A 23930-nucleotide genomic window follows, 5' to 3' on the forward strand; every position below is an offset into this window, starting at 1 on the left:
GGTGGGATGAATGCAGGCCGGGAGGGGCGGATAGCTTGTTTTGCGGAGGGCCGTATGGCTGGGGTTTTGAGTGACGAGATTGACGTTCTTGCCAAGGCACGACGCGCTCTTCCGGGCGACTATGTGCCAGGCGATGACGAACCCTATATGAATGAAGCGCAGCAGGATTATTTTCGCCGCCTGCTGCTGGAATGGAAAAAATCGATCCTGTCGGCTGCGGCAGGAACGCTTTCGGCGCTGCAGGATGGCCCGATTCGCGAACCGGACCTTAATGACCGCGCATCCAGTGAAACCGACTGGGGCATCGAACTGCGTACGCGGGACCGTCAGCGCAAGCTGATCGCCAAGATCGATTCTGCGATGCGCCGCATTGATGAGGGCGAATATGGTTACTGTGAAGTGACCGGCGAGCCGATCGGCCTTGGTCGCCTGATAGCAAGGCCTATCGCCACGATGACCGTCGAAGCACAGGAAGCCCATGAACGTAGAGAGAAAATTTCCCGCGACATGTGATTTGTGCAGTGCCGAAAAGCAGGGTCAGACCCGGTGTCTTCGCGGTTAACATCTGCCAGATGTAACGCTGAATTAACCTTGGCTGTTTAGAAAACAGGCAGGTTTAGGTGCGATACTCTTTCAAACGGACAAGGTTTAAGCCGTTTGGGTATTGCATTCATGGGATTGGCGGAACCTCTGGTGACTGAGATCGACCATCGGCATATCGGGCGTGACAGCCTGTTTCTCATGGCAGAAGTGCGCTCGCCCGGTTCAGAGGCCGAGCACCGGGTGAAGGTGCGCAACCTTTCTGCTGGCGGCATGATGGCCGAAGGTACGGTTAAAGTGCTGCGCGGTACGCAGATCGAAGTGAACCTGCGCAATATTGGCTGGGTTGAAGGCGTTGTCGCGTGGATTCAGGACAACCGTTTCGGCATTGCCTTTCACGACGAAATCGATCCAAAACTCGCGCGTGCGCCGGTCGGTCTGGGCGAATCCACGCCCCGGTTTGTCAAGCCTCCGATCCGGTCCCTTCCGGTCGGTCCCCTAAGAAAGATTTGACGCGCAAGATCTGATTTTTTCGGGCTAGCCATCTGGAACTGAAGTTAGTTGCGTGAAACTTCCCCGTCGCCCCGTGCCAAGCACGGGCCGACGTCGTCTTTTGCTTAAGCAACCGTTTCGTTTCCACCGCACTAGAGCCAGCTGGCTTTAATTCGCCGCTGGCGCGGGTGCGTTCTGGACGCATGCGTTGCGCTGCCCTAGTCATGCGGTGATGGCTGGTTGGCGCGCCTCAATCCCCCTGTTTGCATTGCTGCTCTCGTCCTGCGGGAAGAGCGGCGACGGTACGCTGGGCGTGGCTGTGATGGGCGATGCCGCAGCCATGAACGAACGCGGCGTCCGCCTGTCGGGCCCGGCTCAGCTGATTCGTGCAGCAACCCATGAAGGTCTTGTGGGGTTTGATGAAGCCGGCCGTGTTGTCCCGGCACTGGCCGATCGCTGGATCGTGACCGACAATGGGCAAAGCTACATCTTCCGCCTGCGCGATGGAACCTGGCCGGATGGCAAGCGAATCGGTGCAGATGCTGCGGTTGCTTTGCTGCGCAAAGCCATTGCCGGGCTGAAAGGCACCGCACTTGGCCTTGATCTGGCTGCCATCGATGAAGTGCGCGTGATGGCTGATCGCGTGGTAGAGATTGATCTGGTCGCCCCGGTGCCTGAACTGCTGATCCTGCTTGCCCAGCCCGAAATGGCGCTGACATGGCAATCGGCCAAGGGCAGGCGGAGCGGGACCGGACCGATGAAGGTCGCACCTTCGAAAAATGGTCCCGTTAATTTCAGTCTCATTCCTCCAGCCCAGCGGGGTCTGCCTGAACAGGCTGATTTTGCGCGGCGCGCGCGTCCGCTCGCGGTGAATTTCGCAGCGCCGGCCAAGGCTGTGGAAATGTTCGACGCAGGCGATATCGATGTGTTGCTAGGCGGAAAGATCGATACGGTGCCGCTGGCCGGGCGTATCGGGTTGACGCGGGGCAATGTGCAGCTTGATCCCGTAACGGGGCTGTTCGGGCTGCTGGTGACCCGCACGGAAGGTTTCCTTGGCGATGCTGCGAATCGCGAGGCGTTGGCCATGGCGATTGATCGCGGGGCTTTGCTGGCCAGCTTCAACATCGGCGGATGGCAGCCTACCACGCGTATCGTATCGCCTGATGCCGAAGATGATCTGGGCACCATCGGTGAGCGTTGGCAGGGGATGAGCGTGGAAGACCGTCAGGCGCAGGCCGCCTCGCGCGTCACCGCATGGAGAGGCGCAGGCCGCGATTTGCCAACGCTGAATGTGGCCATGCCCGATGGCTTGGGATCATCGCTGGTATTCGATGCTCTGCGCGGGGATTTTGCGCGGATCGGCATTGCGGTGCGCCGCGTGCCTGAAAAGGACCGTGGCGATCTGCGGTTGATCGATGTGACGGCGCGCTATGGCCGTGCCACGTGGTTCCTCAATCAGCTGTCCTGCACGGTCCAGAAAGCAGTGTGCAGCCCGGTGGGGGATGAGCGTGTGACCGAGGCCCGCCGCGCACTAGATCCTGCCGCACGCGCCGCTCTGCTGGCCGAGGCCGAGGCCGAGATTACGGCCGCCAACGGCTTTATTCCGATAGCCCGGCCCTTGCGCTGGTCGATGGTTCGCTCTGGCACCACCGGCTTTGCGCAAAACCCATGGGGCTGGCATCCCTTGCCGCCGCTGGCATGGCTTCCCAGATAAGAGGGATGAACGACCCCCATCCTGCCCGGCCGCGCCTTGCCCGCCCTCAACCCCTCAGGGCCGAAATCCCCGGCCTTGGCACCGATGCCGCATCAGTGCGCCAGCGGATCGAAATGATGGAGCGCCTGCTCGAACGCAGCTTCACGATCCCAATCCTGCGCCGCGATGTCGGCCTTGACGCCATCGCCGGGCTGGTGCCGGTGCTGGGCGATGTGCTGACCGCGGCGATGGGCGCCTATGTCGTATGGGAAGCGCGCAACCTTGGCCTGCCCAAATGGAAGCTGTGGCGCATGGGCGCAAATGTGGCATTCGATACAGCCATCGGCGCGGTGCCGCTGGTCGGCGATGCCTTCGACCTGTTCTTCCGCTCGAACACACGCAACCTGAAGATCCTGCGCAAGCATCTCGACAAGCATCACCCGCAGGCGCGCGTGATCGAAGGCTAAAAGTCTATCGCGATACCGTTCTTCTCCCAATCGCCAAACCGGGTGGGATCGATGCCGTCTGGATCATCGCCGCGCTCAATGGCCTTGGGCGCAGGTGCCGGGTCATTGGTCCAGTGCTCGGGCCGGGCGAAGGTCTCTGGTCGCTTTGTCGCGCGGGGTGTGGGCTTGTCCATGCCCCAGCAAATGGGCGCTGCGCCGCGCGGTTGCAATTGCATATTGGGGCACAAGCGCCGATAGGCCGCTGCCATGGCCCGTACTTCTGCTCCCGATGATGAAATTCCCGGCGTTCCCGCCCGCCGCGCCGCGCTGCGCATGGCTGATGCTGTGCTTCGCCGGGGCGACCCGCTGGATCAGGCCGCGCCGCCGATCCTGCGCGGGATTGAACGCGGCGATGACCGCGCGCTCGCGCTTGCCATTGCGCACGAAGCGCTGCGCTGGATGGCCGATCTTGATGCGCTGATCGATGCGGCCACCGCGCAGCCCTTGCCCGATGATGCCAAGGCCCGTGCCGTCCTGCGCATCATGCTGGCCCAAGCCTTGCGGCTGAACCTGCCCGGCCATGCCGTCGTCTCCACCGGCCTGCCGCTGCTCACCGGTGGCCCGCGCCGCCTGGCCCACGGTGTGTTTTCGGCGGTGACCAAGGGCGCGGCCAAGCTGCCCGATGCCCCCACGCTTCCCCCCGCTGCCGCCATCCGCTGGCAAGCTGCATGGCCTGACCGGGTCGAAGCAATCAGCGCTGGCCTTGCCGTGCCACCCCCGCTCGACCTCACCTTGCGCGATGCGTCGCAAACGGCGGTGTGGGTAGAGCGGTTGGGCGGCCACTCTCTGGCTCCCGGCCATATCCGCCTTGCCCGCGCCGGTGCCATCGAGGCACTTGATGGCTTCAGCGAAGGCGCATGGTGGGTGCAGGACCTTGCTGCCAGCGTGCCTGCCCGCTTGCTGGGCACAGGTGAAGGCCGCCGCGCGCTCGATCTGTGCGCCGCGCCGGGAGGCAAGACGCTGCAACTCGCCGCCGCCGGGTGGACCGTCACCGCGCTCGACAAATCCGCCCGCCGCAATGAACGGCTGGCCGAAAATCTTGAGCGCAGCGGCCTCTCCGTTGATGTCGTGGTGGCAGATGTGCTGACATGGACGCCCGATGCGCCGTTCGATGCGATCCTGCTCGATGCCCCCTGCAGCGCCACCGGCACATGCCGCCGCCACCCCGATGTGCTGCACCGCCACGCCGCGATGGCAGACCTCACGACGCTCCAATCAGCCATGCTCGAACGCGCCGCTACTTGGCTCGCGCCGGGTGGCACGCTGGTCTACGCGGTGTGCTCGCTGGAGCGGGAAGAGGGCGAGGCGCAGGCCGCAACTTTCACCGGCCTCACGCCTTCGCCCATCAGCGATGCTGAACTGCCCGAAGGCCTGACCGCCAGCGATGGCCACTTCCGCTCCGATCCGGGCATGCTGGCCGATCATGGCGGTATCGACGGCTTCTTCGCCGCCCGCTGGATGAAATCTTAGCGCGGCCGCTTCAGGATGATGTAAACCGCGCCCGCGCCGCCATGGCGAGGTTGCGCCGGGCGCACGGCGGCTATGCGGCTGGCATGCGGGCTATGTGCCAGCCAATCTAGCAGCCTTGCACGGATCACCCCGCGCTGGTTGCCTCTGGCATCTGTCGCATCATGCGGGCGCGGTTTGCCCGCGATCAGCAGCATCACGCGCGCGCCCATCGCCAGCGCTTGGGCAATGCTGGCGTTGAGCCGGGCATGCGCGGCGTCCAGCCCCATCCCGTGCAGGTCAATCGTCACGTCCGGCGCAATCGCCCCGCGCGCCAGCTTGCGTTCCCAGCTCGAATCCAGCCCATGTGCTTCCAACGGACGCTTGGCCGCTGTCGGAGATGGTGCAGGCGCGGGTAGAGGCGGCGGAACGCGCCCCTTGATCCGCTTTGGTGGGGGTGCGGGCATTGGCGGAGCCAATGCGATTACGTCGGCGGCTTTCGCCTTTGGCCGCACCGGATGGATCGGGGTGATCGTCGCGGCCACTTTCTGCCACAGTTCCGCTTCTGCTGTAGACAAGCCCCGTGGCGCACGCATCAGCGCTGCTCCAGCCGCGCCAGCACGCCCTTTGGCAGCAGAATCAGCGCTCGCCCGCGCGCACTCATGCCGCCTGCAATGCGCCGCGCTTCGGCTCCTGCGCCCCAGAACGTGTCAAACCGGTTGGCCCCCTTGATCGCCCCGCCGGTGTCTTGCGCCACCCACAGCCCGTTGGCTTCCTTGCGGTCCACCTGAAGCCACACCGGCGCACCCAGCGGCACGAAGGCCGGGTCCACAGCCACAGTCGATTGTCCCGTCACCGGCACATTCAGTGCGCCCACTGGCCCCGGCCCGCTCAATTCGCGGAAGAACACGAAGCTGCGGTTCTGCTGCATCAAACGGCGACCTTCGGCAGGCTTTTCGCGCAGATAGCGCTGGATGCCTTGCAGCGAACCGTCATACTGCCCCGGCCCGCCACCAATCAGCCCGCGTTCGCGCATCAGCGTGCCGATGCCGGTATAGGGATAGCCGTTCTGCCCGGCAAAGCCGATGCGGATCACGCTGCCATCGGGCGCGCGCAACCGGCCAGACCCCTGAATTTGAAGGAAGAACATTTCCACCGGATCGGCCGCCCAGCCGATTTCCAGCCCCTTGCCCGCCAGCGCGCCAGCCTCGATCTGCGCGCGGTCCCAATAGGCGGTGAACACGCCTGCCTCGTCATAGCGGCCCAGCGGCAAGCGCCCATCGGGCAGCACTTGTGCATCGCCGGGCCGTGCCCGCACCAGATCGGGCGGCAGGGCATAGACCGGCACGTCATAGCCGGGACTTCGCGCGCGCACTCCGGCGATTTCAGGCTCGAAATATCCGGTGGCAAAGGCCTCACCACCCGCCACTTCGGCGCTTTCGAAATAGGTCGCAAAAAACCGCGCCGCCTCGCTTACCTGCCACCCGGTGGCAGCAGCGCACGCCGGTGCCCAGTCAGACGGCTGCGTCAAACCCGACGTATCGCTGCGCTTGGTCAGGCGAGGGCACGAAACCACAAAACTGCGCAAGGCCGCGGCGGCATTTTCGCCCTTGAAGCCAAGCCCTGAAACCACAGGCCCACGGGAAACCCCGGCCAGCGCAGCTGTTGGCGCACTCGTGCCGGGGCGCGGGGGCACACCCGGGCGCGGCCCTTGCGCTTCGGGCACCAGCCGCAAGCACCCACCAAGCAGAAAGAGCGCCGCAATGCCTGCGGCGCTCTTGCTTGTGCCAAAACTTGAAAAAATGCCCGCCACGATGTGCGTCGAGGCTCAGGCCTCGTCGGTTTCGTCGAGCACCCAGTCAGGATCGCGGGCGGTGATATCGCGGCGGAACGTCCACAGATCTCGGGTTTCCACCGCGTCATCCAGTGACCCAGCAATAACGTGGCCTTCGGCATCGCGCGTGACGGAGGCGATATCAGCCAAAAAGCGCACGGTAATGCGCGCCGTCTTAGCTTCAATCGAAGCGGCCACGATGCGCGCTTCTTCGATGCGAATCACACGCGCAACAATGGTTTCGCCTGCGGCCACGCGGGCATCGATGGCCGATTCAAAACCGGCGTAAACGTCATCATCACAAAGCTGACGCAGTTCTTCCTTGTCGCCGCGCCAGAATGCTTCGAGCACCATCGCATAGGCTGCCTTCGATCCGGCAAGGAACTGCGCCAGATCAAACCGGCGGTCCGCAGCAATGATTGCGCGCACGCCTGCTTCGGCGCTGTGGTCAAACGTATTGGGTTCAGGCTGCGCCAGATCACGCGGGCGCGGGGCCAACTGGCTCCCTTCGGCACCGCGCGAAACCGGCGGCTGCCGATTTTGCGAAGAAGGATCGGGCTGCTCGATCCGGCGACGCATCGGTTCCTCGTCATGCTCGGGCCTGCGGCCGAGGACGGAGTAGAGTCGCAGGCCCAAAAAGGCTGCAATCATCGCCAGGATCACAATCTGAACAATCACGTGCAAGTTCCCGATACTGCCCGCTCGCCCGCTTTGGACGAGGAGCGCCATGCCAACCTGCCTCAAATAAGTACGGATTACAAATGAACAACGTGTGCATGGCCCTTTGGGCGGATCACGTGGGCAAATTTCTGGCCGAGTTGTTGCCTTTACGCTGCAAACAAGGGTGATGGGTACGGGTTCAATGGCAAAGGCAATGGCAGGAGACCACCATGGCAATGGCGGATTGCGAGGGAAACGCCACGGTGCTAGGCGCGCGGCTTGAGCAAAACCCGATCAGAAAGCGCACTCTCATGGCCGACGAAGGCAACATCATCTCGAATCTCAACCTTGATGGTCCGGTTCCCAACGGGGAAGATACCTCGCCTGCGATCGGCCTGATCTCGCAATATGTGAAAGACCTTTCGGTAGAGAACCCGAATGCGCCGGATTCCTATCAGTGGACCGATGTCCCTGAAATGGCGGTGGATTTCAACATTTCGGCACGCCTGATTCAGCCCGAAATTCATGAAATCGAACTGAAGATCAACATCACCTCAAAGGGCCCGCAAGGCACCGCGTTCATCGTGGAACTGGCCTATTGCGGCCTCATCGGCATGCGCAACGTGCCCGAAGAGCAGGCCCATCCGTTCCTCTTCGCCGAAGGCCCGCGCATCCTGTTCCCGTTCGCCCGCCGCGTCATCGCCGATGCCGTGCGCGATCTGGGCTACCCGCCGCTGCTGCTGGAACCGATTGATTTCAACGGGTTGTATATTCAGCAACTGGCGCAGGCACAGGCTACGGCAGAAGCAACTCCGGCCGGTCAGGCCTGATCGGTCGGGCCTGATCTGATAACCGGGCCGGTGGTCGGGCGGAGGCATCCATGAACCTCGTCAAGGCCATCGGCTCCATCGGCAGCCTGACTCTGGCCAGCCGCATCCTCGGGCTGGTGCGCGACAGTCTGTTTGCTCGCTATGTCGGCGCAGGCTTTGCCTCCGACGCGTTCCTCGTCGCTTTCCGCCTGCCCAACATGTTCCGCGCGCTTTTTGCCGAAGGCGCGTTTTCTTCAGCCTTCATCCCGATGTTCAACAAGCGCGTGGCTGACCCGGAAGGCAAGGGCCTGCGCGATGGGTTGGACTTTGCCGAAGCGGCCCTTGCCGTGTTGCTGCCGGTGCTGCTGGTGATGACCGCGCTGCTTGAGGTCTTCGCTTGGCCGGTCACGCTCGTGCTGTCGGGCCGGTTCAACGGGGTGAGCGAGGCGCAATTCGCCTATGCGGTGGAGCTGTCGCGCTGGACGATCCCCTATCTGATGCTGATCAGCCTGGTGTCGCTGCTGGGCGGAATATTGAATTCGCTGCAAAAATTCTGGATCAATGCTGCCGCGCCGATCCTGCTGAACGTCACGCTGATCGTCGCGCTCTTGGGCTTCCATTCCGACGATCCGCTGGTCACTGCGCGCAATCAGGCGATTGCCGTTTCGGTTTCGGGCGCATTGCAATTGGCGTGGCTGGCGCTGGCGTGCCGTCGCAATGGCGTCAGCCTGAAGCTGCGAGCCCCGCGCCTCTCGCCTGAAGTGCGCGCCTTGCTCAAGCTGATTCTGCCTGCTGCAGCCGGGGCAGGCGCGGTGCAGATCAACCTCGTCGTCTCCACAGCCCTTGCCGCATCGCTGCTCGATGCAGGCTCGGTCACCTATATCTACATGGCGGACCGGCTGAACCAGTTGCCATTGGGCCTGATCGGCATTGGCCTCGGGACTGTGCTCCTGCCCACGATCTCGCGCCAATTGGGCGGCGGCGAGGACGCTGCGGCCATGGACACGCAGAACCGCGGCATGGAGCTGGCGCTGCTGCTCACGCTGCCCGCCACCGTGGCACTGGTGCTGTGCGGTGTGCCGATTACGGCGGCGCTGTTCGGATATGGCAAGTTTGATGCAACCGACACGTTCTACACCGCGCAGGCGCTGGCGGCATTTTCCATCGGGCTGCCCAGCTACATTTTGGTCAAAGTCCTGACGCCGGGCTTCTATGCCCGGCAGGACACGAAAACGCCCTTGCGCTTTGCGATGATTTCGATGGCGGTGAACCTTGTCGGCAACCTTCTGCTGATCGTGCCCCTGCGCCACATGGGGCCGCCGCTGGCCACCGCGCTGGCCTCTACCGTCAATGTCGTGCTGCTCTATGTCACGCTGGCAAAGCGCGGGCATTTCGTGGCCGATACGCGCTTGAAGCGCCGGGTCTGGCGGCTGGCGCTGGCTGCTGTGGCGATGGGCGTGGTTTTGTGGGCCGGCCAAGGGCTGGTCATGCCCTATGTTCAGGGCACTTGGGTCATACGCCTTGCCGCCATGGCTGCTCTGGTCAGCAGCGGGGTCGTCGTCTATGGCCTCGCCGCGGTCCTCACCGGGGCTTTCCGGGTGAGCGACCTCAAGCTTCTCCTGCGGCGTCGCCGCGCAAACTGAAGGCACTGCAATGCGTATCGTCTCCGGCATTCAGCCCACCGGCAATCTGCACCTTGGCAATTACCTTGGCGCGATTCGCAATTGGGTGCGCATGCAGGACGAATGGTCGGCCAAGGGCGAGCAGTGCCTCTATTTTCTGGCAGACCTCCACGCCATTTCGATGCCGCACAACCCGGCTGAACTTGCCGCCAACACGCGCGAAATGGTCGCCGCGCTGGTGTCCTGCGGGATCGATCCCGACAAGTCGATCCTGTTCAATCAGGCGCAGGTTCCCGCCCATGTCGAACTGCAATGGCTGCTCAATGGCACCGCGCGGATGGGCTGGTTGAACCGCATGACGCAGTGGAAAGACAAGGCGGGCAAGAACCGCGAAGGCGCGTCCGTCGCCCTGTTCACCTACCCGGTTCTGCAGGCCGCCGACGTACTGCTCTATCAGGCCACCCACGTTCCGGTGGGTGAAGACCAGAAGCAGCATCTGGAACTGGCGCGCGATATTGCCCAGAAATTCAACAATGATTTCTGCGCGGAGGGCGATCCGCTGTTCACCCTGCCCGATCCGATCATCCCACCCGAAGCCGCACGGATCATGAGCCTGCGCGATGGCAGCGCCAAGATGAGCAAGTCTGATCCTTCGGACATGAGCCGCATCAATCTGACCGACGACGCCGACGCGATCATGCAGAAAGTGAAGAAGGCCAAGACCGATCCCGAACCGCTTCCCGCAACGGTCGAGGGGCTGGCGGGCCGCCCTGAAGCCAACAACCTCGTCGGCATTTATGCTGCAATGGCAGGCACTTCTCCGGCTGATGTGCTGGCGCAGTTCGAAGGCAAGGGCTTCGGCCAGTTCAAGCCAGCGCTTGGCGAACTGCTGGTTGAAACCCTGTCCCCGATGGCGGCGCGCTATCGCGAATTGCGCGAAGATGGCGAGGCGCTGGATGCGATTCTGGCCAAAGGCGCGTTGAAGGCGCGTGATCTTGCCGCGCCGACTCTGGCCCGCACATATCAGGCGCTTGGCCTCGTAAGGGGCTGATTTGCGGTGACGTTGTTGCAAAACGTTACGTGTGTGCAACATATGTTGCACACACCATTCAACGTGCATTCAGCACTTCCTGTCCAGAAAGACGGCATGCTAAGCACAGTTGCGTCCGGCATGTTCGTTGGCAGACCAAGGGGTCCGCAGCGAACCATGGGGCGGCGGACCGCATGATAGGAGTCGCAGGATGGAATCCGTAATGCAAAACAAGCCAAGTTCGCCCGCCCGGCGCAGATTGCTCGGGCTATCGGCAGTCTCGCTCATGATGGTCACGTTGGCCGGCTGCACCACGCCGTTCAAGGCCGATGTTAAGCGCTTTCAGGCGCAGCTTCCCGCGCCCACCGGGCAGACTTTCACGGTCGTGGCGGATGATCCGCGCGATGCAGGCGGGCTGGAATTCGCCCAATATGCCTCGCTCGTCGGGCGTCAGATGGAAAAGCTGGGGTATCGCCCGGCCAATGCCGATGTCGCCGATCTGATCGTCAAGTTCGATTATGGCATCGACGGCGGGCGTGATCGCGTGCGTAACACCGGCTTCAACGACCCGTTCTGGGGCGGCTGGGGTGGTTGGGGCGGTTGGGGCCCGGGCTGGGGAGGCGGCTGGGGCCGCCGTGGTTTCGGCAGGTTCGGCGGCTGGGGCTGGGGATGGAACGATCCGTTCTTCTTCGGCGGTGGCGGCTGGGGCGGCGGCGTTGACGTGGTCACCGTCTACACCTCTGGCATCGACCTGAAAATCGATCGCCGCGCAGATGGCCAGCGCCTGTTTGAAGGCAAAGCCGAGGCGGCTTCGCAGTCCAACCGGCTGTCCTATGTGGTGCCCAACCTCGTCGAAGCGATGTTCACTGATTTCCCCGGAAACAACGGAGAAACCGTAAGGATTTCAATCGCTCCCGAGAAGAAGACGGTGAAGAAGGTCGACTGATCCTGAAGTGCACCTAGATGCACCTAACAGCACCTAATCGCACGACACGGGGCCTTGCAGTGATGCGAGGCCCCTTTTTTCAGCCCTTTAGCGCTGCCAGCCCGCCGGTCGATCCAAACCCACCTTCGCCGCGCGCGGTGGCATCGAGTTCTTCGACTTCCAACCACGTCCCGCGCGTGACTGGCGCGAGCACGAGTTGCGCCACGCGGTCACCCCGGCGGATTGCGAAACTTGTCTGTCCGAGGTTGATCATGATGACTTTCAACTCGCCGCGATAATCGCTGTCGATGGTGCCGGGCGTGTTGGGCACGGTGACGCCGTGCTTGAGCGCAAGGCCCGACCGGGGGCGCACCTGAATTTCGTAACCCGCTGGAATCGCGATGGAAAGCCCGGTCGTTACCGCGTGGCGCGCACCGGGCGCCAGGTCCAGATCCTCGGCCGCAACTACGTCCATCCCGGCAGCGCCATCGGTGGCATATGCGGGCAGGGGCAGGCCTTCACCATGAGGCAGGCGTTTGACGAGGATGGGGACTTCAGGCGAGTGCATTTGCGATTCTTTCGATCAGAGCGGCAGCCGCTGCGGCCTTGGGCAGTTCGGGCAGGCTTTCGACGCCGCTGGCGCTGACGATGTGCAAACCATTGATTTCCCCACCCATTGCATGCGTTGCAACATCATTGGCGACGATCCAGTCCGCGCCTTTGCGGGCCAGCTTGGCGCGGGCGTGGTCCAGCACGTCGTTGGTTTCCGCCGCAAAGCCGACGACCAGCGCGGGGCGGCGGTCGGACTTGCAGAGCGTGGCGAGAATATCCGGGTTTTCAACCAGTTGCAGCGGTGGAACCTGGCCGCTTCCGTCCTTCTTGATCTTCTGCGCCGCTTCCCCGGAGCTGCGCCAGTCCGCCACGGCAGCGACCATGATCGCCACATCGGCGGGGAGCGCGGCATTTACGGCAGCGGCCATCTGGCGCGCGGTCTCAACGTCTACGCGAGTAACCCCTTGCGGAGTTTCAAGATTTACCGGGCCAGCGACAAGCGTGACCTTTGCGCCTGCCTTTGCGGCGGCGGCGGCGATGGCGAAGCCTTGTTTGCCGCTGGAGCGGTTGGCGATGTAGCGCACCGGGTCGATGGGTTCGTGCGTGGGGCCTGCGGTGATCAGGATATGCTTGCCGGATAGGCATCCTTCGACAGGCTCAGCCCCTTCGACAGGCTCAGGATGAGCGAAGTTTTGAGAGATACCCTCTCCCTCCTCCGCTCGTGCTGAGCTTGTCGAAGCACTCAGCGCCAACATCCGCGCAATTTCCGCAACGATAACAGGCGGTTCCGGCAACCGTCCCGGCCCAAACTCGCCACAGGCCATTGCGCCGTCATCCGGCTCCATCACGGCCACGCCATCGCCGCGCAGCGTGGCGACATTGCGAACGGTGGCCGGATGCTGCCACATGCGCACGTTCATGGCGGGGACTGCCAGCACCGGCTTGTCGGTGGCCAGCAGCAGCGTGGTGGCCAGATCGTTGGCAATGCCGCCCGCCATGCGCGCCATCAGGTCTGCCGTGGCGGGGCAGACGACGACCAGATCGGCTTGGCGCGAAAGCTGGATGTGGCCCATTTCAACCTCGTTCTTGAGGTCCCACAGCGTTGTATGGACGGGATTTTCGCTGAGCGCGGCCAGCGTCATCGCGGTGACGAAATGTGCGCCGCCCTCGGTCAGCACGCAAGTGACATCGCCCCCCTGCTTGCGGATCAGCCGCACCAGTTCGCAAGCCTTGTAGGCCGCTATGCCGCCGCCGATGATGAGCAGGATACGCTTACCGTTGAGGGTGCCGTTCATGGATGGGGCTTGTGCAATGGCAGGCGCTTTGGCGCAATCCTTTTGCGCAAGGACGGCTGTTGGGGCACAGTCTGGCAACATATCAAAAAGCGAGGACCTGCACATGCGACTGATCCTGACGGCGCTCGTATTCGTGGCGGGTATGTTCGACCTGTTCCTGGCCATCAGTTTCCTGACCGGGCCGGAGGATGCAGCAACCGGCTTTGGCATTGCGGCAACCGGAGTGGGCGGGATCTCGACGATCCGGGCCGACTTCACCTCGTTCTTTGGCGTTGCAGCGTTCTGCATGATGTGGGGCGCGTGGCGGCGCAATGCCGACCTGCTGTTGGTGCCCGCACTGTTGTTTGGCACATCGTTCGTAGGGCGCGCGATCAATCTGGCGGTGTCCGGCAGCTATCCCGGCTGGCCCGTGCCGATGGTGGTGGAGGCGGGGCACGTGCTGCTTATGCTGGCCGCTTGGCGGATGCTGCCGCACCACAAACTGCGCGAGATTGCAGGTTAGGCTTTGCGCGCTTTCCACTTGGCCCACAGCGTCAGCACCGCGCGCTGGGCCGGGCGTTCGAATTTGGCGTGGCTGATGAAGCCTGCGGCGATGGCGAGGGTTACGTAGAAGATCAGGAACCACGGTTCGCGCGCGATGTTGCGGCTGTTGCCGGTGGAATCGATCAGCAGGACCAGCGCGAGTTGGATCGGAATGTGCCAGAGGTAGATGCCATAGGAGGCATCGCCCAGCTTCTGGCCGAATTTCAGGCGGCCTTTTTCGTCAGACAGATCAAGCGTGAGCGTGAGGAACAGGACGGCGAAAGTGCCCGCGATGGTGGCAGCATCGCCTGCGCGGTAGGTGGCCTTGAACCAGAACGCGCCGACCAGCAGAGCCGCGCCCAATGGCAGGAGCGTGGCCGGGCGCAGCCAGCCTTTGAGCAGCGCTCCGTAGGCCGCGCAGCCGAGGAAGAAGTAGCCGAGGCAGGACAGGACGTCCTTGTTGGGGCCTTCGATCAGCATCACCCACAGAAACAATGTGCCCAGCACCGCGGCCAGCACAAGCGGCGCGCGGCGCAGGGCGGGGAGCATCACGAAGAACGCCAAGTAGGCGAGGATCTCGGTCGAGAGGGACCACGAGGGACCGTTGAACGACTGGTTCTCCTGCCAGCCCCAATAGTGCATCAGCGGAATCGAGAGCAGGAAATGCTTGATATCGTTGACGTGGTAGATGAATTCGGTGCCGCTGCGGGCGAAGTAGAGGCTTTGCAGAATGGCCATCAGGCCCAGCGTCAGCAGATGCAGCGGCCAAAGGCGGGCGATGCGGGCGGGCCAGAAGCGGGCCTTGTAGTGCGCATCGGCCAGATAGACGTGGGCGAAGACGAAGCCCGAGACCGCCCAGAAATACTGCACGGCGGTGTGGCCGTGGTTGTAGAACCAGCTAAGCCATTCGTACCAAGGCTGGATCGCGCGGTCGACGTTCACATGATAAGGCACGGGCGGCACGAAGATGTGCTGATAATGCCAGAACAGCACCATGATCGCGGCCAGCAGGCGCGACAGGTCGAGCGCGTGGAAGTGGCGCTTTGGCGCGCGCAGGTGCGAAAGAGATGCGCTGTCAGGCAACTGAGATTTAACCCGAAACACCATCCGTTCGTGTCGAGCGAAGTCGAGACACGAGAGCGCTAGGCTTGTGTGTCTCGACTTCACTCGACACGAACTGGAGGTGGTGCTTGGTCAAACGGGTCGCCTAGCCCCACCAGCCCAGCGCGTGGGTGCCGATTACCAGCGCGCCGCCTGCCGCAAAAATGGCGAGCTGCCCCAGAAGGCCCGATCCGCGCTTGCGGCGTTTGCGTTCCCACATCAGTTCGACTTTAGGCAGGGGGGCGGCTTCGGGAGCGCCGCCCTTGGCGGGGAAGCGGTCTTCGATGCGGCGGATCAGGTCCGGGATGCGCAGCAGGGTTTGCGTGTCTTCGCGGATGCGGTCAGATATCGCGGCCTCGGGGCCGAGTTCATCGCGCACCCAGCTGCGCACGAAGGGGGCGGCGGTTTCCCACATGTTGATGGCGGGATCGAGCTGCGTGGCGATGCCTTCGACCATGACCATGGTTTTCTGCAGCAGCAGCAGGTGCGGCTGGGTCTGCATGTCGAAATCGCGGGTGATGGCAAAGAGGCCATCGAGCATCTGGCCGACCGACAGTTCGGACACCGGCTTGCCGCGCATCGGTTCACCCACCGCGCGTAGCGCCGTGGCGAATTCGTCGACCGAGTGGTAGCTCGGCACATATTGCGCTTCGAAATGGATTTCGGCCACGCGGCGGTAGTTGCCGGTGGTCAGGCCATAGAGGATTTCGGCGAGCCATTGGCGCGCGCGGCGATCAATCCGGCCCATGATGCCGAAATCGATGGCGACAATGGTGCCGTCCTTGTCGACGAACAGGTTACCCTGATGCATGTCGGCGTGGAAGTAGCCGCCGTTGATGGCCTGCGTGAGGAAGGCAAGAACAAGGCGCTGGGCCAGATCGGCGCGATCAAAGCCCGCTGCATCGAGCGCGGCGGTATCGCTGATCTTGATCCCATCGATCCAGTCGAGCGTCATCACGCGGCCATTGGTGCGGTCCCAGTCAATCGCCGGGATGCGGTAACCGGCGTGGGCGCGCATCGTGTCGGCCAGTTCCGAGGCCGAGGCGGCTTCACGGCGCAAATCGAGTTCGCGCACGGTCCAGCGTTTGAAATTGGCGATGACCATGCGCGGGCGTAGGCGGCTGACTTCTGCGCCGCCCAAAGCTTCCAAGTGGGCGGCGGCCCATTCGTAAGTCTCAATATCCCGCGTGAACTTTTCGCGCACGCCGGGGCGCAGGATCTTGACCGCAACCTTGCGGCCATCGGTGGTGACAGCGCTGTGGACCTGCGCGACCGAGGCGGCGCCTATGGGATCGGGATCGAACGAGGCGAACAGCGATTCGAGCAGTTTGCCGAAGGTGCTTTCGATCTCGCGGCGGATCAGCGCGAAATCAACAGCGGGGAGTTTGTCCTGCAGCGCGAGCAGATTGTGCGCCGCTTCCTCACCCACCAGATCGGGCCGGGTGGCGAGGGTTTGGCCGAGCTTGATGGCGGCAGGGCCGATGGCGCGGAAGGCTCCGGCGTAGTCGGGCGTCTTAGGCTGGATCGTGCCGAATCGCGCGACTTTGCATAGCGTGCGCACGGGGGCAGGCGTGTTGGGATCGTTCTCGATCCCGCGCAGTGCGCCGTGGCGGGCAAGCGTTCGGCCCCACCCGAGCAGGCGGCGAATATGCGTTGCAGGGAGGGTCAAGCGATCAGACCTTCCACCCCGAATGGATGGCGACGAGTCCGCCGAGAATCGGTTCGACCTTCGTGCGCTTGAACCCGGCATCGCGGATCATCGCTTCGAATTCGGGCATCGTGGGGAAGCGGCGGATCGATTCGATCAGGTAGCGGTAGGAATCTTCATCGCCTGCAATCATCTGGCCGAGTTTGGGCACCAGCTTGTGCGAATAGGCGTCGTAGATTTCGGAGAAGCCGGGCCATTGCGTGGTCGAGAATTCGAGGCAGAAGAAGCGGCCGCCGAATTTTAGCACGCGGTGCGCTTCGGCCAAAGCGCGGTCGATGTGCGTTACGTTGCGGATGCCGAAGGCGATGGTGTAGGCATCGAAGACACGCTCAGGGAAGCTCAGTTCCTCGGCGTTTTGGCGCGACCATTCGAGGTGTTCGATCCCGCGCTTGGCCGCGCGTTCGATGCCGACATCCAGCATATCCTGATTGATGTCGGACACGGTGATGGCCGCGCCCGATGGAGCCATGCGGAAGGCGATGTCACCCGTGCCGCCGGCCATGTCGAGAATCGTCTCGCCGTTTTGCGGACGGACGCGGCGGACGAATTTGTCTTTCCACAACCGGTGCATGCCGACCGACATTGCATCGTTCATCACGTCATACTTGCGCGCGACGCCGGAGAAGATTGCGCCGACGCGCTCTTCCTTCTCTTCTGCCGGGATGTCTTCGTAGCCGAATGATGCGGTTTCAGATGTGCTCATGCCTTGGCCCTTTAGTGGGGAATTGCCCGAACGGCAAAGCCTGTTAGGGGTGAAGAGGATATGCCGGAGTTACCAGAGGTAGAGACGACCGTTCGCGGTCTTGCAACCGTGCTTGACGGGCAGGTTATTGCGCGTGTGGCTGTGAACCGGGCCGATCTGAGGCGGCCTTTCCCGGTCGATCTGGCGCAGGCGCTGACCGGGGCTCGGGTGACGGGTATGGGGCGGCGGGCGAAGTATGGGCTGATCCATACCGATCGCGCGCGCACAATGGTGTTTCATCTGGGCATGTCCGGGCGTTGGCGAATCGATCCCGAAGATATCGGCAAGCATGATCATCTGGTGCTGGAAACGGCGAACGGGCGCGTGCTTGCACTGAACGATGCGCGGCGGTTTGGTTCGGTCGATCTGGTGGATAGCGATGCACTGGACGCGTGGGGGCCGTTTGCGTTGCTGGGGCCGGAGCCTTTGGGCGAAGGGTTGAGTGCCAAGCATCTGGCGGCGGCGTTTGCGGGCCGGATCGCGGCGGTGAAGCAGCTGTTGCTTGATCAGCGGATCGTTGCGGGGCTGGGCAATATCTATGTGTGCGAGGCGCTGAATCGGGCGGGGATTCATCCTGAGCGTGAGGGCGGGAAGGTCAGCCGCAAAGCGATTGACCGGCTGGTGCCGTTGATCCGTGAGGTGCTGAACGAGGCGATTGCAGCGGGCGGATCAACTTTACGCGACTATGTGCAGCCCGATGGCGAACTGGGCTATTTCGCCAAGGACTGGCGCGTTTATGGGCGCGAGGGTGAGGCTTGCGGCTGCGGCGGTACGGTGCTGCGGATCGCGCAGGGCGGGCGGTCGAGCTTCTTTTGCGGCAAGTGCCAGAAGTAAGTTTCAGCGCTCCACGATATCCCGGTCCATGGGGGCGAGCTTTGCCAGCAGGCGGTTTTGGGCCGGGAAGGGCACTTTGGCTTCGCGCATGGCCTGCTGCAGGTTTTCTACCAGGGCGTTCAGATCGGCGCGGGTGACGCCTAGGTCCTTGTGTGCGGTCTTCATGTCGCGCCCGATGTAAGTGCAGCCGGCATCGAGCAGGTAGCAGACCTGTTCGGTCAGCGTGCGGCGCAGGCGGACGGTGTCCTGATTTTTGAAGATATCGGAGATGCGCGGGTCGGCTTCGCTGAGGTCCACAAGGCGGCCGATGATCTTGCGGATGCCGTCCTGCCCGCCGAATGCCTTGGCCATGCTTTCCCCGTTGAACGGGGTTGCGCCCGCGTTGGCGGGGCTTTGCGTGTAGGGATCGACCGGGAGTTCACCGGTTACGGGATCGCGCACCTTCTTTTCGACGCCGAACTCCTTTTCCCAATCGACGCCTGAGAGGTCTTCCTGTGCGGCGGGGTCTTCCTGCGCCGCTTCGGTGACAGGCTGGGCGGCGAGCAGGGCGAATGCGAGTGCGAAGGGCATGTCTGGGCCTCCTTCAGAATGCGAACTGGAGCGAGACGAGGCCGCCGCGCTGGCCATCGAACGTGGCGACCGAGCCGACATCGGCATAGGCGGCGGTGAGCGTGGCGTTGCGGGTGAAGGCCCAGGCCACGAACAGATCGTGGGCATCATCCTCGCGCGCGATGGCAAGGTTGCTGGGGCGGGTGCGATATTCGCCGCCAACGACAAGGCGCGGGGTGAGCATGTAGGCGACCGAGCCTTCGAACTGCAGCGTGCGATCGGTCTGGTTCGGGCCGCCAAAGCCGAGCAGGCCGAACTGGTTGGCGTTGGTCAGCCGTGCCGTGGCATTCACCAGCACGCTTTTGGACAGGACCAGCTTGGTGGCACTGGCAGTGAAATCGGTGCCTTCGGATGAGGCAGCACCCACGGCCCGCACGATGGCACCATCAAGGCTGCGCTTGTGCTGCACGCCTACGCTGATTTGCGGGAGCAACGGCGAGCCGTAGACGGTATCGCCCACAAGGCGGACCTTTGCGCCGAAGATGTCCTGATTAAAGCGGAACCCTTCGCCAAGGCCCAATGCTGCGCCCACTTTGCGCGTATCGAAGTTCTGGCGCGCATAGGACAGTTCGATCCGGTCCTTGATGCCGACGGAGATGCCGTGGCTTTGCCAGCCATAGTCGGCCAGTTCGATGCCGGTGACATGCGCGGAAATGCCCACGCCACGGTCGGTTTCCATGCCCGCGATCGTGGCCCAGTTGGCAAGGCCGCCGCCGCTTGCGCCTTCGATCGTGCTGATACCGTTGGTCAGCACCAATTTGCCCCCATCGAGCAGCGGTTCTGCAAATGCGGGATTGCCAAAGGCCAGGCCGCAGGCCGAGGAGACCACAAGGGCGGCGCTCTTGATCCCGGATGTTGCGTGCTTTGCAGGTTGGTTCGGCATGGAGATCGGATCACTACTGTGGAGACATTTCGCACGAAGTTAACCACGATTCGTTAGGAAATCCTAAATCACCACTACGGTTCATTCTGAATTTATTAGGAAATTTTCGGCAGAACCGCATCATGGCTAAAGCTGCTTTCTATCGAGTCGCAAAACCGATCTCCGCTGTCTGGCTACTCGGCGCCCTGCCGCTCTTGGTCTCTGCCACCTCGCCTGCGCAACTGGCAGTGCAAGTGGTGGATCAGGCGGGCGTTCCTGTGCGCGATGCGGTGATCGAAATTGTGGCTCCGGCAGGTGATGCACGCAAGCCAGCGTTCAAGTGGCGCAATGCCATGGCGCAGAAAAATCAGACGTTCGTACCCGGCACGTTGATCGTGGGCAAAGGTGCGGTGGTGGCCTTTCCGAATTTCGATAACGTGCGCCATTCGATCTACAGCTTTTCCAAGCCCGGCCCGTTCAAGATCGACCTCTATGGGCAGGATCAGACGCGCACCCAGCAATTCAAGGTTGCTGGCACGATTGCGCTGGGGTGCAACATTCACGACAAGATGCAGGGCTATATCCGCGTGACTGACACGCCCTTTGCTGCGCGCACCGATCTGAACGGTCTGGCCGATATCGAAGGGCTGGGCCGGGGCAGTTATGATGTGGTGGTGTGGCACCCGCGTATCCGCGGGGCGGGCGGGGAATGGCGTGGGAAGCTGGTAATGCAGCCCGGAAACCGCCTGAAAATGGTGGTGCCTGTGCGCCCGGGGTCTGGCAAATGAATGTGGCCAGCCAAAGCGGTTTGCAGCAGATGATGAAGCGTGTCCGCGTTTTCGTGGGCAAGCGCTCGCGCACGTTGGGCAGCCGGATCGCGCTGCTTTACGTGGTGCTGCTGACGTTGGTGATGGGCACCACTATCATCGTGGCCAGTTCTGGCATCAGCATGTTTGCCCGCGAAACCGCAGAGCGCGATCTGGCCGCAAATGCCCGCGTGTTCGACAAGATCATCGACACACGCCAGAATCAGATGGACGATGCGGGCGAAGTTCTGGCCCGCGATTTCGGTTTCCGCGAGGCTTTTGCCATTGGTGACGCGCCCACACTGGCCTCGGCCCTGCAAAGCTTGCGCGACCGCGCACGCGTGAGCGAGGCTGCGATTGTTCAATTGGATGGCAGTGTGATCGGATCGGGATCAGGGAGCGCGATTGATGGCGGGGCGATGCTTTCCCGCCTTGAAAACGGGCAGGAGCGAGGCGTTGTAACACTGGACGGGGCCGAAGCGCTCGCTGCGGCAGTGCCCATCAACATGCCCGATTTGGCGGGCTGGCTGGTGCTGGTTAACCGGCTTGGCCCCGATGACATGGCGCAGTTGGCCAAGCTTTCGGCCGTGCCGGTGGAAGCACGGGTGGTTGACCGGGCGGGCCTGAGCCAGAAGCTGGCCAACGTAGCATTGGGCCAAATTACCGAAGTTGACGGCAGCAAAGGCGAACGGCTGGTGCGGGTTTCGGCCATTGCCAGTTTGCAGGACGGGCGCGAACCCCGGCTGGTGCTGGCCCATTCGTTGAGTGCTGCTCTGGCGCGCTATTCGGGATTGCGCATGGCCTTGTTGCTGATCAGCGCCATCGGGGTGCTGGCCGGGGCATGGACAGCGGTCCGCCTTTCGCGCGGCATTGCGCGCCCGCTGCAATCGTTGGCCGAAGCTGCACGCGCCTATGGTGGTGGTGCGGTGGCGAAGGTCAAGGTTGAAGGCGCGATCGAAGTGCGTTCGCTTGCCGTCAGCTTCAACGCGATGGTCGATGCGGTGGAAGAGCGCGAACAGCAGATCATGCACGCATCGCTCCATGATGCGTTGACGGGGCTCCCCAACCGACGGTTCTTCATAGAGAAGTTGGACCGCGCCGTGGTGCGGCAGAATGAAACCAACCGCACGATGGTGGCCTTCATCGATGTTGATGATTTCAAGGCGATCAATGATGCCATGGGCCACCCCTTTGGCGATGCCTTGCTGCGCAGCGTGGCGCAAGGGCTGCAGGATCAGTTCGAAGGTGCGATGGTCGCAAGGTTTGGCGGCGATGAATTCGGCCTGTTGCTGGATGGGCTTAACCCGGCGACAGACTTTACCGCTTTGGCGCGCACGCTGGAAAGCACGCTGAACCGCGAGATGACCATTGATGGCCGTAGCATACTGGTTTCAGCCAGCGTTGGCATTGCCATTGGCCCAAACGATGCCGATACATCTGATGCCCTGTTGAAGAGCGCGGACCTTGCGCTCTATCGGGCCAAGAGCGACGGCAAGGGTGCCTATCACTTCTTTGAACCCGAACTGGATGCCGAAGCCAGCCGTCGCCGCCGGATGGAAATCGATCTGCGCCGCGCGATCCGCGATGGCGACTTTGAGCTGTATTTCCAGCCGCTGTTCTCGATCTCGCAAAACCGGGTGAAGGGCTTTGAAGCGCTGATGCGCTGGCCGCACAAGGAACACGGGATGATCAGTCCGCTGACCTTTATCCCGATTGCCGAGGATTCGGGAATGATCGTGCAACTGGGCGAATGGGCCGTGCGCGAGGCCTGCCGTCAGGCGGCGCAATGGCCCGATGACATATCGGTGGCGGTCAATATCTCGCCCCGGCAGCTCGTGGCCGATGGACTGGCCACGTGTGTGGCGCAGGCGCTGGCGCAAAGCGGGCTTCCGGCAGAGCGGCTGGAACTTGAAATCACCGAAAGCGTGTTCATAGGCAACGTGGAACGGACGCTGAAGATCCTGCACTCGCTGCAGTCGCTCGGCGTGCGAGTGGCGCTCGATGATTTCGGGACGGGCTATTCCTCGCTCAGCTATTTGCGGTCATTCCCGTTCGACAAGATCAAGATCGACCAGAGCTTCGTTCGCGCGTTGGAAGAGGGCGGCAGCGCCCATGCCATCATCCGCGCCATCACCACGCTGGCCGATGCGCTGGGCATGGAAACGCTGGCAGAAGGCGTGGAAACGCAGGAACTGTCAGACGCGCTGAAGGCCGAAGGGTGCGACATGATTCAGGGCTATCTGATCAGCCGCCCCATCCCCGGTGGCGATGTAAAGCGCCTGTTGGGCACGCTTCAGCCAGAGGTAGCAGCAGTCATTGCGGCATGAGCGGAGCCTTTGTCGTCACATTGTCGGCTGGTGATCAGCCGATCATTGATCCCAGGCTTTTAGCGGGTGCTGACCCAATAGCCGGTTGGTCCGCAGCCACTCCACAAATTGGCCCGGCCAAAGCACCGCACTGGTGTGCGTATCGTGCATGCCGAACCCGTGTCCGCCTGCTTGGTAGACATGCAATTCCACCGGTTTGCGCGCCGCACGCCAAGCATCTACGATGGCAAAGCCACTCTTTCCGAACAGAGGATCATCCGCCGCGATGGCTGCGAACATCGGCGGCGCATCGGCTGGCACCTTTACCGCTGTCATCGGGCCATAGATCAACCCGATGAAATCCGGCCGCGAGGTCGGCTCGTTTGCCAAAGTGACGCCCAGCGTTGCCATTGCCCCGGCCGAAAATCCGATCATGCCCACGCGCTTGGTATCGATGCCATACTGTGCGGCACGCGTGCGCACATAACGGATGGCCTCAGCGCCATCATCAATTGCAGGCTGAAATGATGGCGGAGGGCCTTGTTCCGTATCGGAATGCGCCGCTGTGGCTAACCTTTCTGCCATGACGCGCGCATAGTCCGCTTCGGCTGGCGGGGTTGGCTCCAGTCGGTACTTCAAAACGAACGCGGCAATGCCCTGGCTGGCGAGGTACTGGGCGACCTTTTCGCCTTCATACCGCATCGATAGCTGCATGAATGCTCCGCCGGGCGCAACGATGACCGCCGCCCCCGTCGCCTTGCCGGGTTCAGGCAAATACGGTGTGATCGTGGGTTGGCTAACGTTGCGGACGATCAGTTCATCGAGCATCTTTCCCCAATGTTCGCGGACAGCAGCGCCTGCGACATGTGGCGCACCTTTGGCATAGAGCGGCAAGGCGCCGGGTTGGGCAGGGGCATCAATGGCCACGACAGGTGGAAGTTGAAAGGCCTTGTCCTGCGCGAAAGCTGGACTGAAAAGGACCGCACCCAAAGTGCCGATCACAATCATTGGCTGCCAATGCATTCATGCTCTCCCA

At 62.7% G+C, this 23930-nt stretch carries 25 protein-coding genes; 13 read left to right on the plus strand and 12 right to left on the minus strand.

The features are described from left to right. Positions 1-54 precede the first annotated feature (54 nt). The 4 genes from dksA (at position 55) to AC2A1F_RS11375 (ending at position 3192) form a co-directional block, all read left to right on the plus strand. Entirely contained in the window at positions 55-513 is a 459-nt protein-coding gene (gene dksA / locus AC2A1F_RS11360; RefSeq protein WP_484208858.1) for an RNA polymerase-binding protein DksA, read from the plus strand. Between the two features lie 180 nt (positions 514-693). Then, positions 694-1053, plus strand: coding sequence for a PilZ domain-containing protein (locus tag AC2A1F_RS11365; protein WP_484208859.1), 360 nt, complete (start codon positions 694-696; stop codon positions 1051-1053). Positions 1054-1264: 211 nt separating this feature from the next. Then, entirely contained in the window at positions 1265-2746 is a 1482-nt protein-coding gene (locus tag AC2A1F_RS11370; protein ID WP_484208860.1) for an ABC transporter substrate-binding protein, read from the plus strand. Positions 2747-2751: 5 nt separating this feature from the next. Continuing rightward, on the plus strand, positions 2752-3192 hold the full coding sequence (locus tag AC2A1F_RS11375) for a DUF4112 domain-containing protein (protein WP_484208861.1): 441 nt from the start codon (positions 2752-2754) through the stop codon (positions 3190-3192). On the opposite strand, the gene AC2A1F_RS11380 is transcribed toward AC2A1F_RS11375, so the two are convergent. Next, positions 3189-3365, minus strand: coding sequence for a DUF1674 domain-containing protein (locus AC2A1F_RS11380; RefSeq protein WP_292631990.1), 177 nt, complete (start codon positions 3363-3365; stop codon positions 3189-3191). The two genes, AC2A1F_RS11375 and AC2A1F_RS11380, sit on opposite strands and share 4 nt — an antisense overlap. Positions 3366-3438: 73 nt before the next feature. Between AC2A1F_RS11380 and AC2A1F_RS11385 the strand changes: the two genes are divergently transcribed. After that, the gene (locus tag AC2A1F_RS11385; RefSeq protein WP_484208862.1) at positions 3439-4701 is read left to right on the plus strand and encodes an RsmB/NOP family class I SAM-dependent RNA methyltransferase; all 1263 of its coding nucleotides are present in this window, start codon (positions 3439-3441) and stop codon (positions 4699-4701) included. Here AC2A1F_RS11385 and AC2A1F_RS11390 read toward each other — a convergent pair. The 3 genes from AC2A1F_RS11390 to AC2A1F_RS11400 are packed head-to-tail and all read right to left on the minus strand — an operon-like array spanning position 4698 to position 7189. Further along, positions 4698-5273 carry a Smr/MutS family protein gene (locus tag AC2A1F_RS11390; protein WP_484208863.1) on the minus strand — a complete coding sequence of 192 codons (576 nt, stop codon included), beginning with the start codon at positions 5271-5273 and terminating at the stop codon, positions 4698-4700. The two genes, AC2A1F_RS11385 and AC2A1F_RS11390, sit on opposite strands and share 4 nt — an antisense overlap. After that, complete coding sequence (gene mltA / locus AC2A1F_RS11395; RefSeq protein WP_484208864.1) at positions 5273-6490, minus strand: murein transglycosylase A; 1218 nt, start codon at positions 6488-6490, stop codon at positions 5273-5275. The genes AC2A1F_RS11390 and mltA overlap by 1 nt, the downstream gene beginning before the upstream one ends. 15 nt (positions 6491-6505) lie before the next feature. Next, positions 6506-7189: a Tim44/TimA family putative adaptor protein gene (locus tag AC2A1F_RS11400; protein ID WP_484208865.1), complete on the minus strand. Its 684-nt coding sequence runs from the start codon at positions 7187-7189 to the stop codon at positions 6506-6508. A gap of 293 nt (positions 7190-7482) precedes the next feature. On the opposite strand from AC2A1F_RS11400, the gene secB reads away from it, so the two are divergent. The 4 genes from secB (at position 7483) to AC2A1F_RS11420 (ending at position 11578) form a co-directional block, all read left to right on the plus strand. Further along, positions 7483-8001 carry a protein-export chaperone SecB gene (secB, locus tag AC2A1F_RS11405; RefSeq protein WP_484209034.1) on the plus strand — a complete coding sequence of 173 codons (519 nt, stop codon included), beginning with the start codon at positions 7483-7485 and terminating at the stop codon, positions 7999-8001. A 50-nt stretch (positions 8002-8051) separates the two neighbouring features. After that, positions 8052-9623, plus strand: coding sequence for a murein biosynthesis integral membrane protein MurJ (murJ, locus tag AC2A1F_RS11410; protein ID WP_484208866.1), 1572 nt, complete (start codon positions 8052-8054; stop codon positions 9621-9623). A gap of 10 nt (positions 9624-9633) precedes the next feature. Next, positions 9634-10653 (plus strand): tryptophan--tRNA ligase, encoded by a 1020-nt coding sequence (gene trpS, locus AC2A1F_RS11415; RefSeq protein WP_484208867.1) that lies wholly within the window; start codon positions 9634-9636, stop codon positions 10651-10653. Positions 10654-10855: 202 nt separating this feature from the next. Continuing rightward, entirely contained in the window at positions 10856-11578 is a 723-nt protein-coding gene (locus AC2A1F_RS11420; protein WP_484208868.1) for a DUF4136 domain-containing protein, read from the plus strand. Between the two features lie 79 nt (positions 11579-11657). Here AC2A1F_RS11420 and dut read toward each other — a convergent pair whose 3' ends face one another. Together dut and AC2A1F_RS11430 are read right to left on the minus strand one after the other, a co-directional pair. Beyond that, positions 11658-12125 (minus strand): dUTP diphosphatase, encoded by a 468-nt coding sequence (gene dut / locus AC2A1F_RS11425; protein ID WP_484208869.1) that lies wholly within the window; start codon positions 12123-12125, stop codon positions 11658-11660. Then, entirely contained in the window at positions 12112-13404 is a 1293-nt protein-coding gene (locus tag AC2A1F_RS11430) for a bifunctional phosphopantothenoylcysteine decarboxylase/phosphopantothenate synthase (RefSeq protein WP_484208870.1), read from the minus strand. The genes dut and AC2A1F_RS11430 overlap by 14 nt, the downstream gene beginning before the upstream one ends. 103 nt (positions 13405-13507) lie before the next feature. Between AC2A1F_RS11430 and AC2A1F_RS11435 the strand changes: the two genes are divergently transcribed. Then, positions 13508-13906, plus strand: coding sequence for a hypothetical protein (locus AC2A1F_RS11435; protein ID WP_484208871.1), 399 nt, complete (start codon positions 13508-13510; stop codon positions 13904-13906). On the opposite strand, the gene AC2A1F_RS11440 is transcribed toward AC2A1F_RS11435, so the two are convergent. The 3 genes from AC2A1F_RS11440 to AC2A1F_RS11450 all read right to left on the minus strand — a co-directional run bounded on the left by AC2A1F_RS11440 (position 13903) and on the right by AC2A1F_RS11450 (position 17438). Continuing rightward, positions 13903-15009 carry an acyltransferase family protein gene (locus AC2A1F_RS11440; RefSeq protein WP_484208872.1) on the minus strand — a complete coding sequence of 369 codons (1107 nt, stop codon included), beginning with the start codon at positions 15007-15009 and terminating at the stop codon, positions 13903-13905. The genes AC2A1F_RS11435 and AC2A1F_RS11440 overlap by 4 nt on opposite strands. A gap of 124 nt (positions 15010-15133) precedes the next feature. Continuing rightward, the gene (gene ubiB, locus AC2A1F_RS11445) at positions 15134-16696 is read right to left on the minus strand and encodes a 2-polyprenylphenol 6-hydroxylase (RefSeq protein ID WP_484208873.1); all 1563 of its coding nucleotides are present in this window, start codon (positions 16694-16696) and stop codon (positions 15134-15136) included. A 4-nt stretch (positions 16697-16700) separates the two neighbouring features. Further along, positions 16701-17438: a class I SAM-dependent methyltransferase gene (locus AC2A1F_RS11450; protein ID WP_484208874.1), complete on the minus strand. Its 738-nt coding sequence runs from the start codon at positions 17436-17438 to the stop codon at positions 16701-16703. Positions 17439-17498: 60 nt separating this feature from the next. Between AC2A1F_RS11450 and mutM the strand changes: the two genes are divergently transcribed. Beyond that, entirely contained in the window at positions 17499-18311 is an 813-nt protein-coding gene (mutM, locus tag AC2A1F_RS11455) for a bifunctional DNA-formamidopyrimidine glycosylase/DNA-(apurinic or apyrimidinic site) lyase (protein ID WP_484208875.1), read from the plus strand. A 3-nt stretch (positions 18312-18314) separates the two neighbouring features. On the opposite strand, the gene AC2A1F_RS11460 is transcribed toward mutM, so the two are convergent. After that, the gene (locus AC2A1F_RS11460) at positions 18315-18881 is read right to left on the minus strand and encodes a group I truncated hemoglobin (protein WP_484208876.1); all 567 of its coding nucleotides are present in this window, start codon (positions 18879-18881) and stop codon (positions 18315-18317) included. A 13-nt stretch (positions 18882-18894) separates the two neighbouring features. Continuing rightward, positions 18895-19803, minus strand: a complete 909-nt coding sequence (locus tag AC2A1F_RS11465) for a DUF3034 family protein (RefSeq protein ID WP_484208877.1) — start codon at positions 19801-19803, stop codon at positions 18895-18897. Positions 19804-19925: 122 nt separating this feature from the next. On the opposite strand from AC2A1F_RS11465, the gene AC2A1F_RS11470 reads away from it, so the two are divergent. Both AC2A1F_RS11470 and AC2A1F_RS11475 read left to right on the plus strand, forming a co-directional pair. After that, positions 19926-20570, plus strand: coding sequence for a cupredoxin domain-containing protein (locus AC2A1F_RS11470; protein WP_484208878.1), 645 nt, complete (start codon positions 19926-19928; stop codon positions 20568-20570). A 32-nt stretch (positions 20571-20602) separates the two neighbouring features. After that, on the plus strand, positions 20603-22915 hold the full coding sequence (locus AC2A1F_RS11475) for a putative bifunctional diguanylate cyclase/phosphodiesterase (RefSeq protein ID WP_484208879.1): 2313 nt from the start codon (positions 20603-20605) through the stop codon (positions 22913-22915). A gap of 42 nt (positions 22916-22957) precedes the next feature. Here the strand turns inward: AC2A1F_RS11475 and AC2A1F_RS11480 are convergent, their stop codons facing one another. After that, complete coding sequence (locus AC2A1F_RS11480) at positions 22958-23917, minus strand: alpha/beta hydrolase (protein ID WP_484208880.1); 960 nt, start codon at positions 23915-23917, stop codon at positions 22958-22960. Positions 23918-23930: the final 13 nt, after the last annotated feature.

It is taken from the genome of Novosphingobium sp. HNCC26BN242 (assembly GCF_057180525.1).

Coding starts and splice junctions, on each gene's coding strand:
- dksA (WP_484208858.1), top strand. CDS start 55: ATGGCTGGGGTTTTGAGTGACGAGATTGACGTTCTTGCCAAGGCACGA.
- AC2A1F_RS11370 (WP_484208860.1), top strand. CDS start 1,265: ATGGCTGGTTGGCGCGCCTCAATCCCCCTGTTTGCATTGCTGCTCTCG.
- AC2A1F_RS11375 (WP_484208861.1), top strand. CDS start 2,752: ATGAACGACCCCCATCCTGCCCGGCCGCGCCTTGCCCGCCCTCAACCC.
- AC2A1F_RS11380 (WP_292631990.1), bottom strand. CDS start 3,365: ATGGACAAGCCCACACCCCGCGCGACAAAGCGACCAGAGACCTTCGCC.
- AC2A1F_RS11385 (WP_484208862.1), top strand. CDS start 3,439: ATGGCCCGTACTTCTGCTCCCGATGATGAAATTCCCGGCGTTCCCGCC.
- AC2A1F_RS11390 (WP_484208863.1), bottom strand. CDS start 5,273: ATGCGTGCGCCACGGGGCTTGTCTACAGCAGAAGCGGAACTGTGGCAG.
- secB (WP_484209034.1), top strand. CDS start 7,483: ATGGCCGACGAAGGCAACATCATCTCGAATCTCAACCTTGATGGTCCG.
- murJ (WP_484208866.1), top strand. CDS start 8,052: ATGAACCTCGTCAAGGCCATCGGCTCCATCGGCAGCCTGACTCTGGCC.
- trpS (WP_484208867.1), top strand. CDS start 9,634: ATGCGTATCGTCTCCGGCATTCAGCCCACCGGCAATCTGCACCTTGGC.
- AC2A1F_RS11420 (WP_484208868.1), top strand. CDS start 10,856: ATGCAAAACAAGCCAAGTTCGCCCGCCCGGCGCAGATTGCTCGGGCTA.
- dut (WP_484208869.1), bottom strand. CDS start 12,125: ATGCACTCGCCTGAAGTCCCCATCCTCGTCAAACGCCTGCCTCATGGT.
- AC2A1F_RS11430 (WP_484208870.1), bottom strand. CDS start 13,404: ATGAACGGCACCCTCAACGGTAAGCGTATCCTGCTCATCATCGGCGGC.
- AC2A1F_RS11435 (WP_484208871.1), top strand. CDS start 13,508: ATGCGACTGATCCTGACGGCGCTCGTATTCGTGGCGGGTATGTTCGAC.
- AC2A1F_RS11450 (WP_484208874.1), bottom strand. CDS start 17,438: ATGAGCACATCTGAAACCGCATCATTCGGCTACGAAGACATCCCGGCA.
- mutM (WP_484208875.1), top strand. CDS start 17,499: ATGCCGGAGTTACCAGAGGTAGAGACGACCGTTCGCGGTCTTGCAACC.
- AC2A1F_RS11460 (WP_484208876.1), bottom strand. CDS start 18,881: ATGCCCTTCGCACTCGCATTCGCCCTGCTCGCCGCCCAGCCTGTCACC.
- AC2A1F_RS11465 (WP_484208877.1), bottom strand. CDS start 19,803: ATGCCGAACCAACCTGCAAAGCACGCAACATCCGGGATCAAGAGCGCC.
- AC2A1F_RS11470 (WP_484208878.1), top strand. CDS start 19,926: ATGGCTAAAGCTGCTTTCTATCGAGTCGCAAAACCGATCTCCGCTGTC.
- AC2A1F_RS11475 (WP_484208879.1), top strand. CDS start 20,603: ATGAAGCGTGTCCGCGTTTTCGTGGGCAAGCGCTCGCGCACGTTGGGC.
- AC2A1F_RS11480 (WP_484208880.1), bottom strand. CDS start 23,917: ATGCATTGGCAGCCAATGATTGTGATCGGCACTTTGGGTGCGGTCCTT.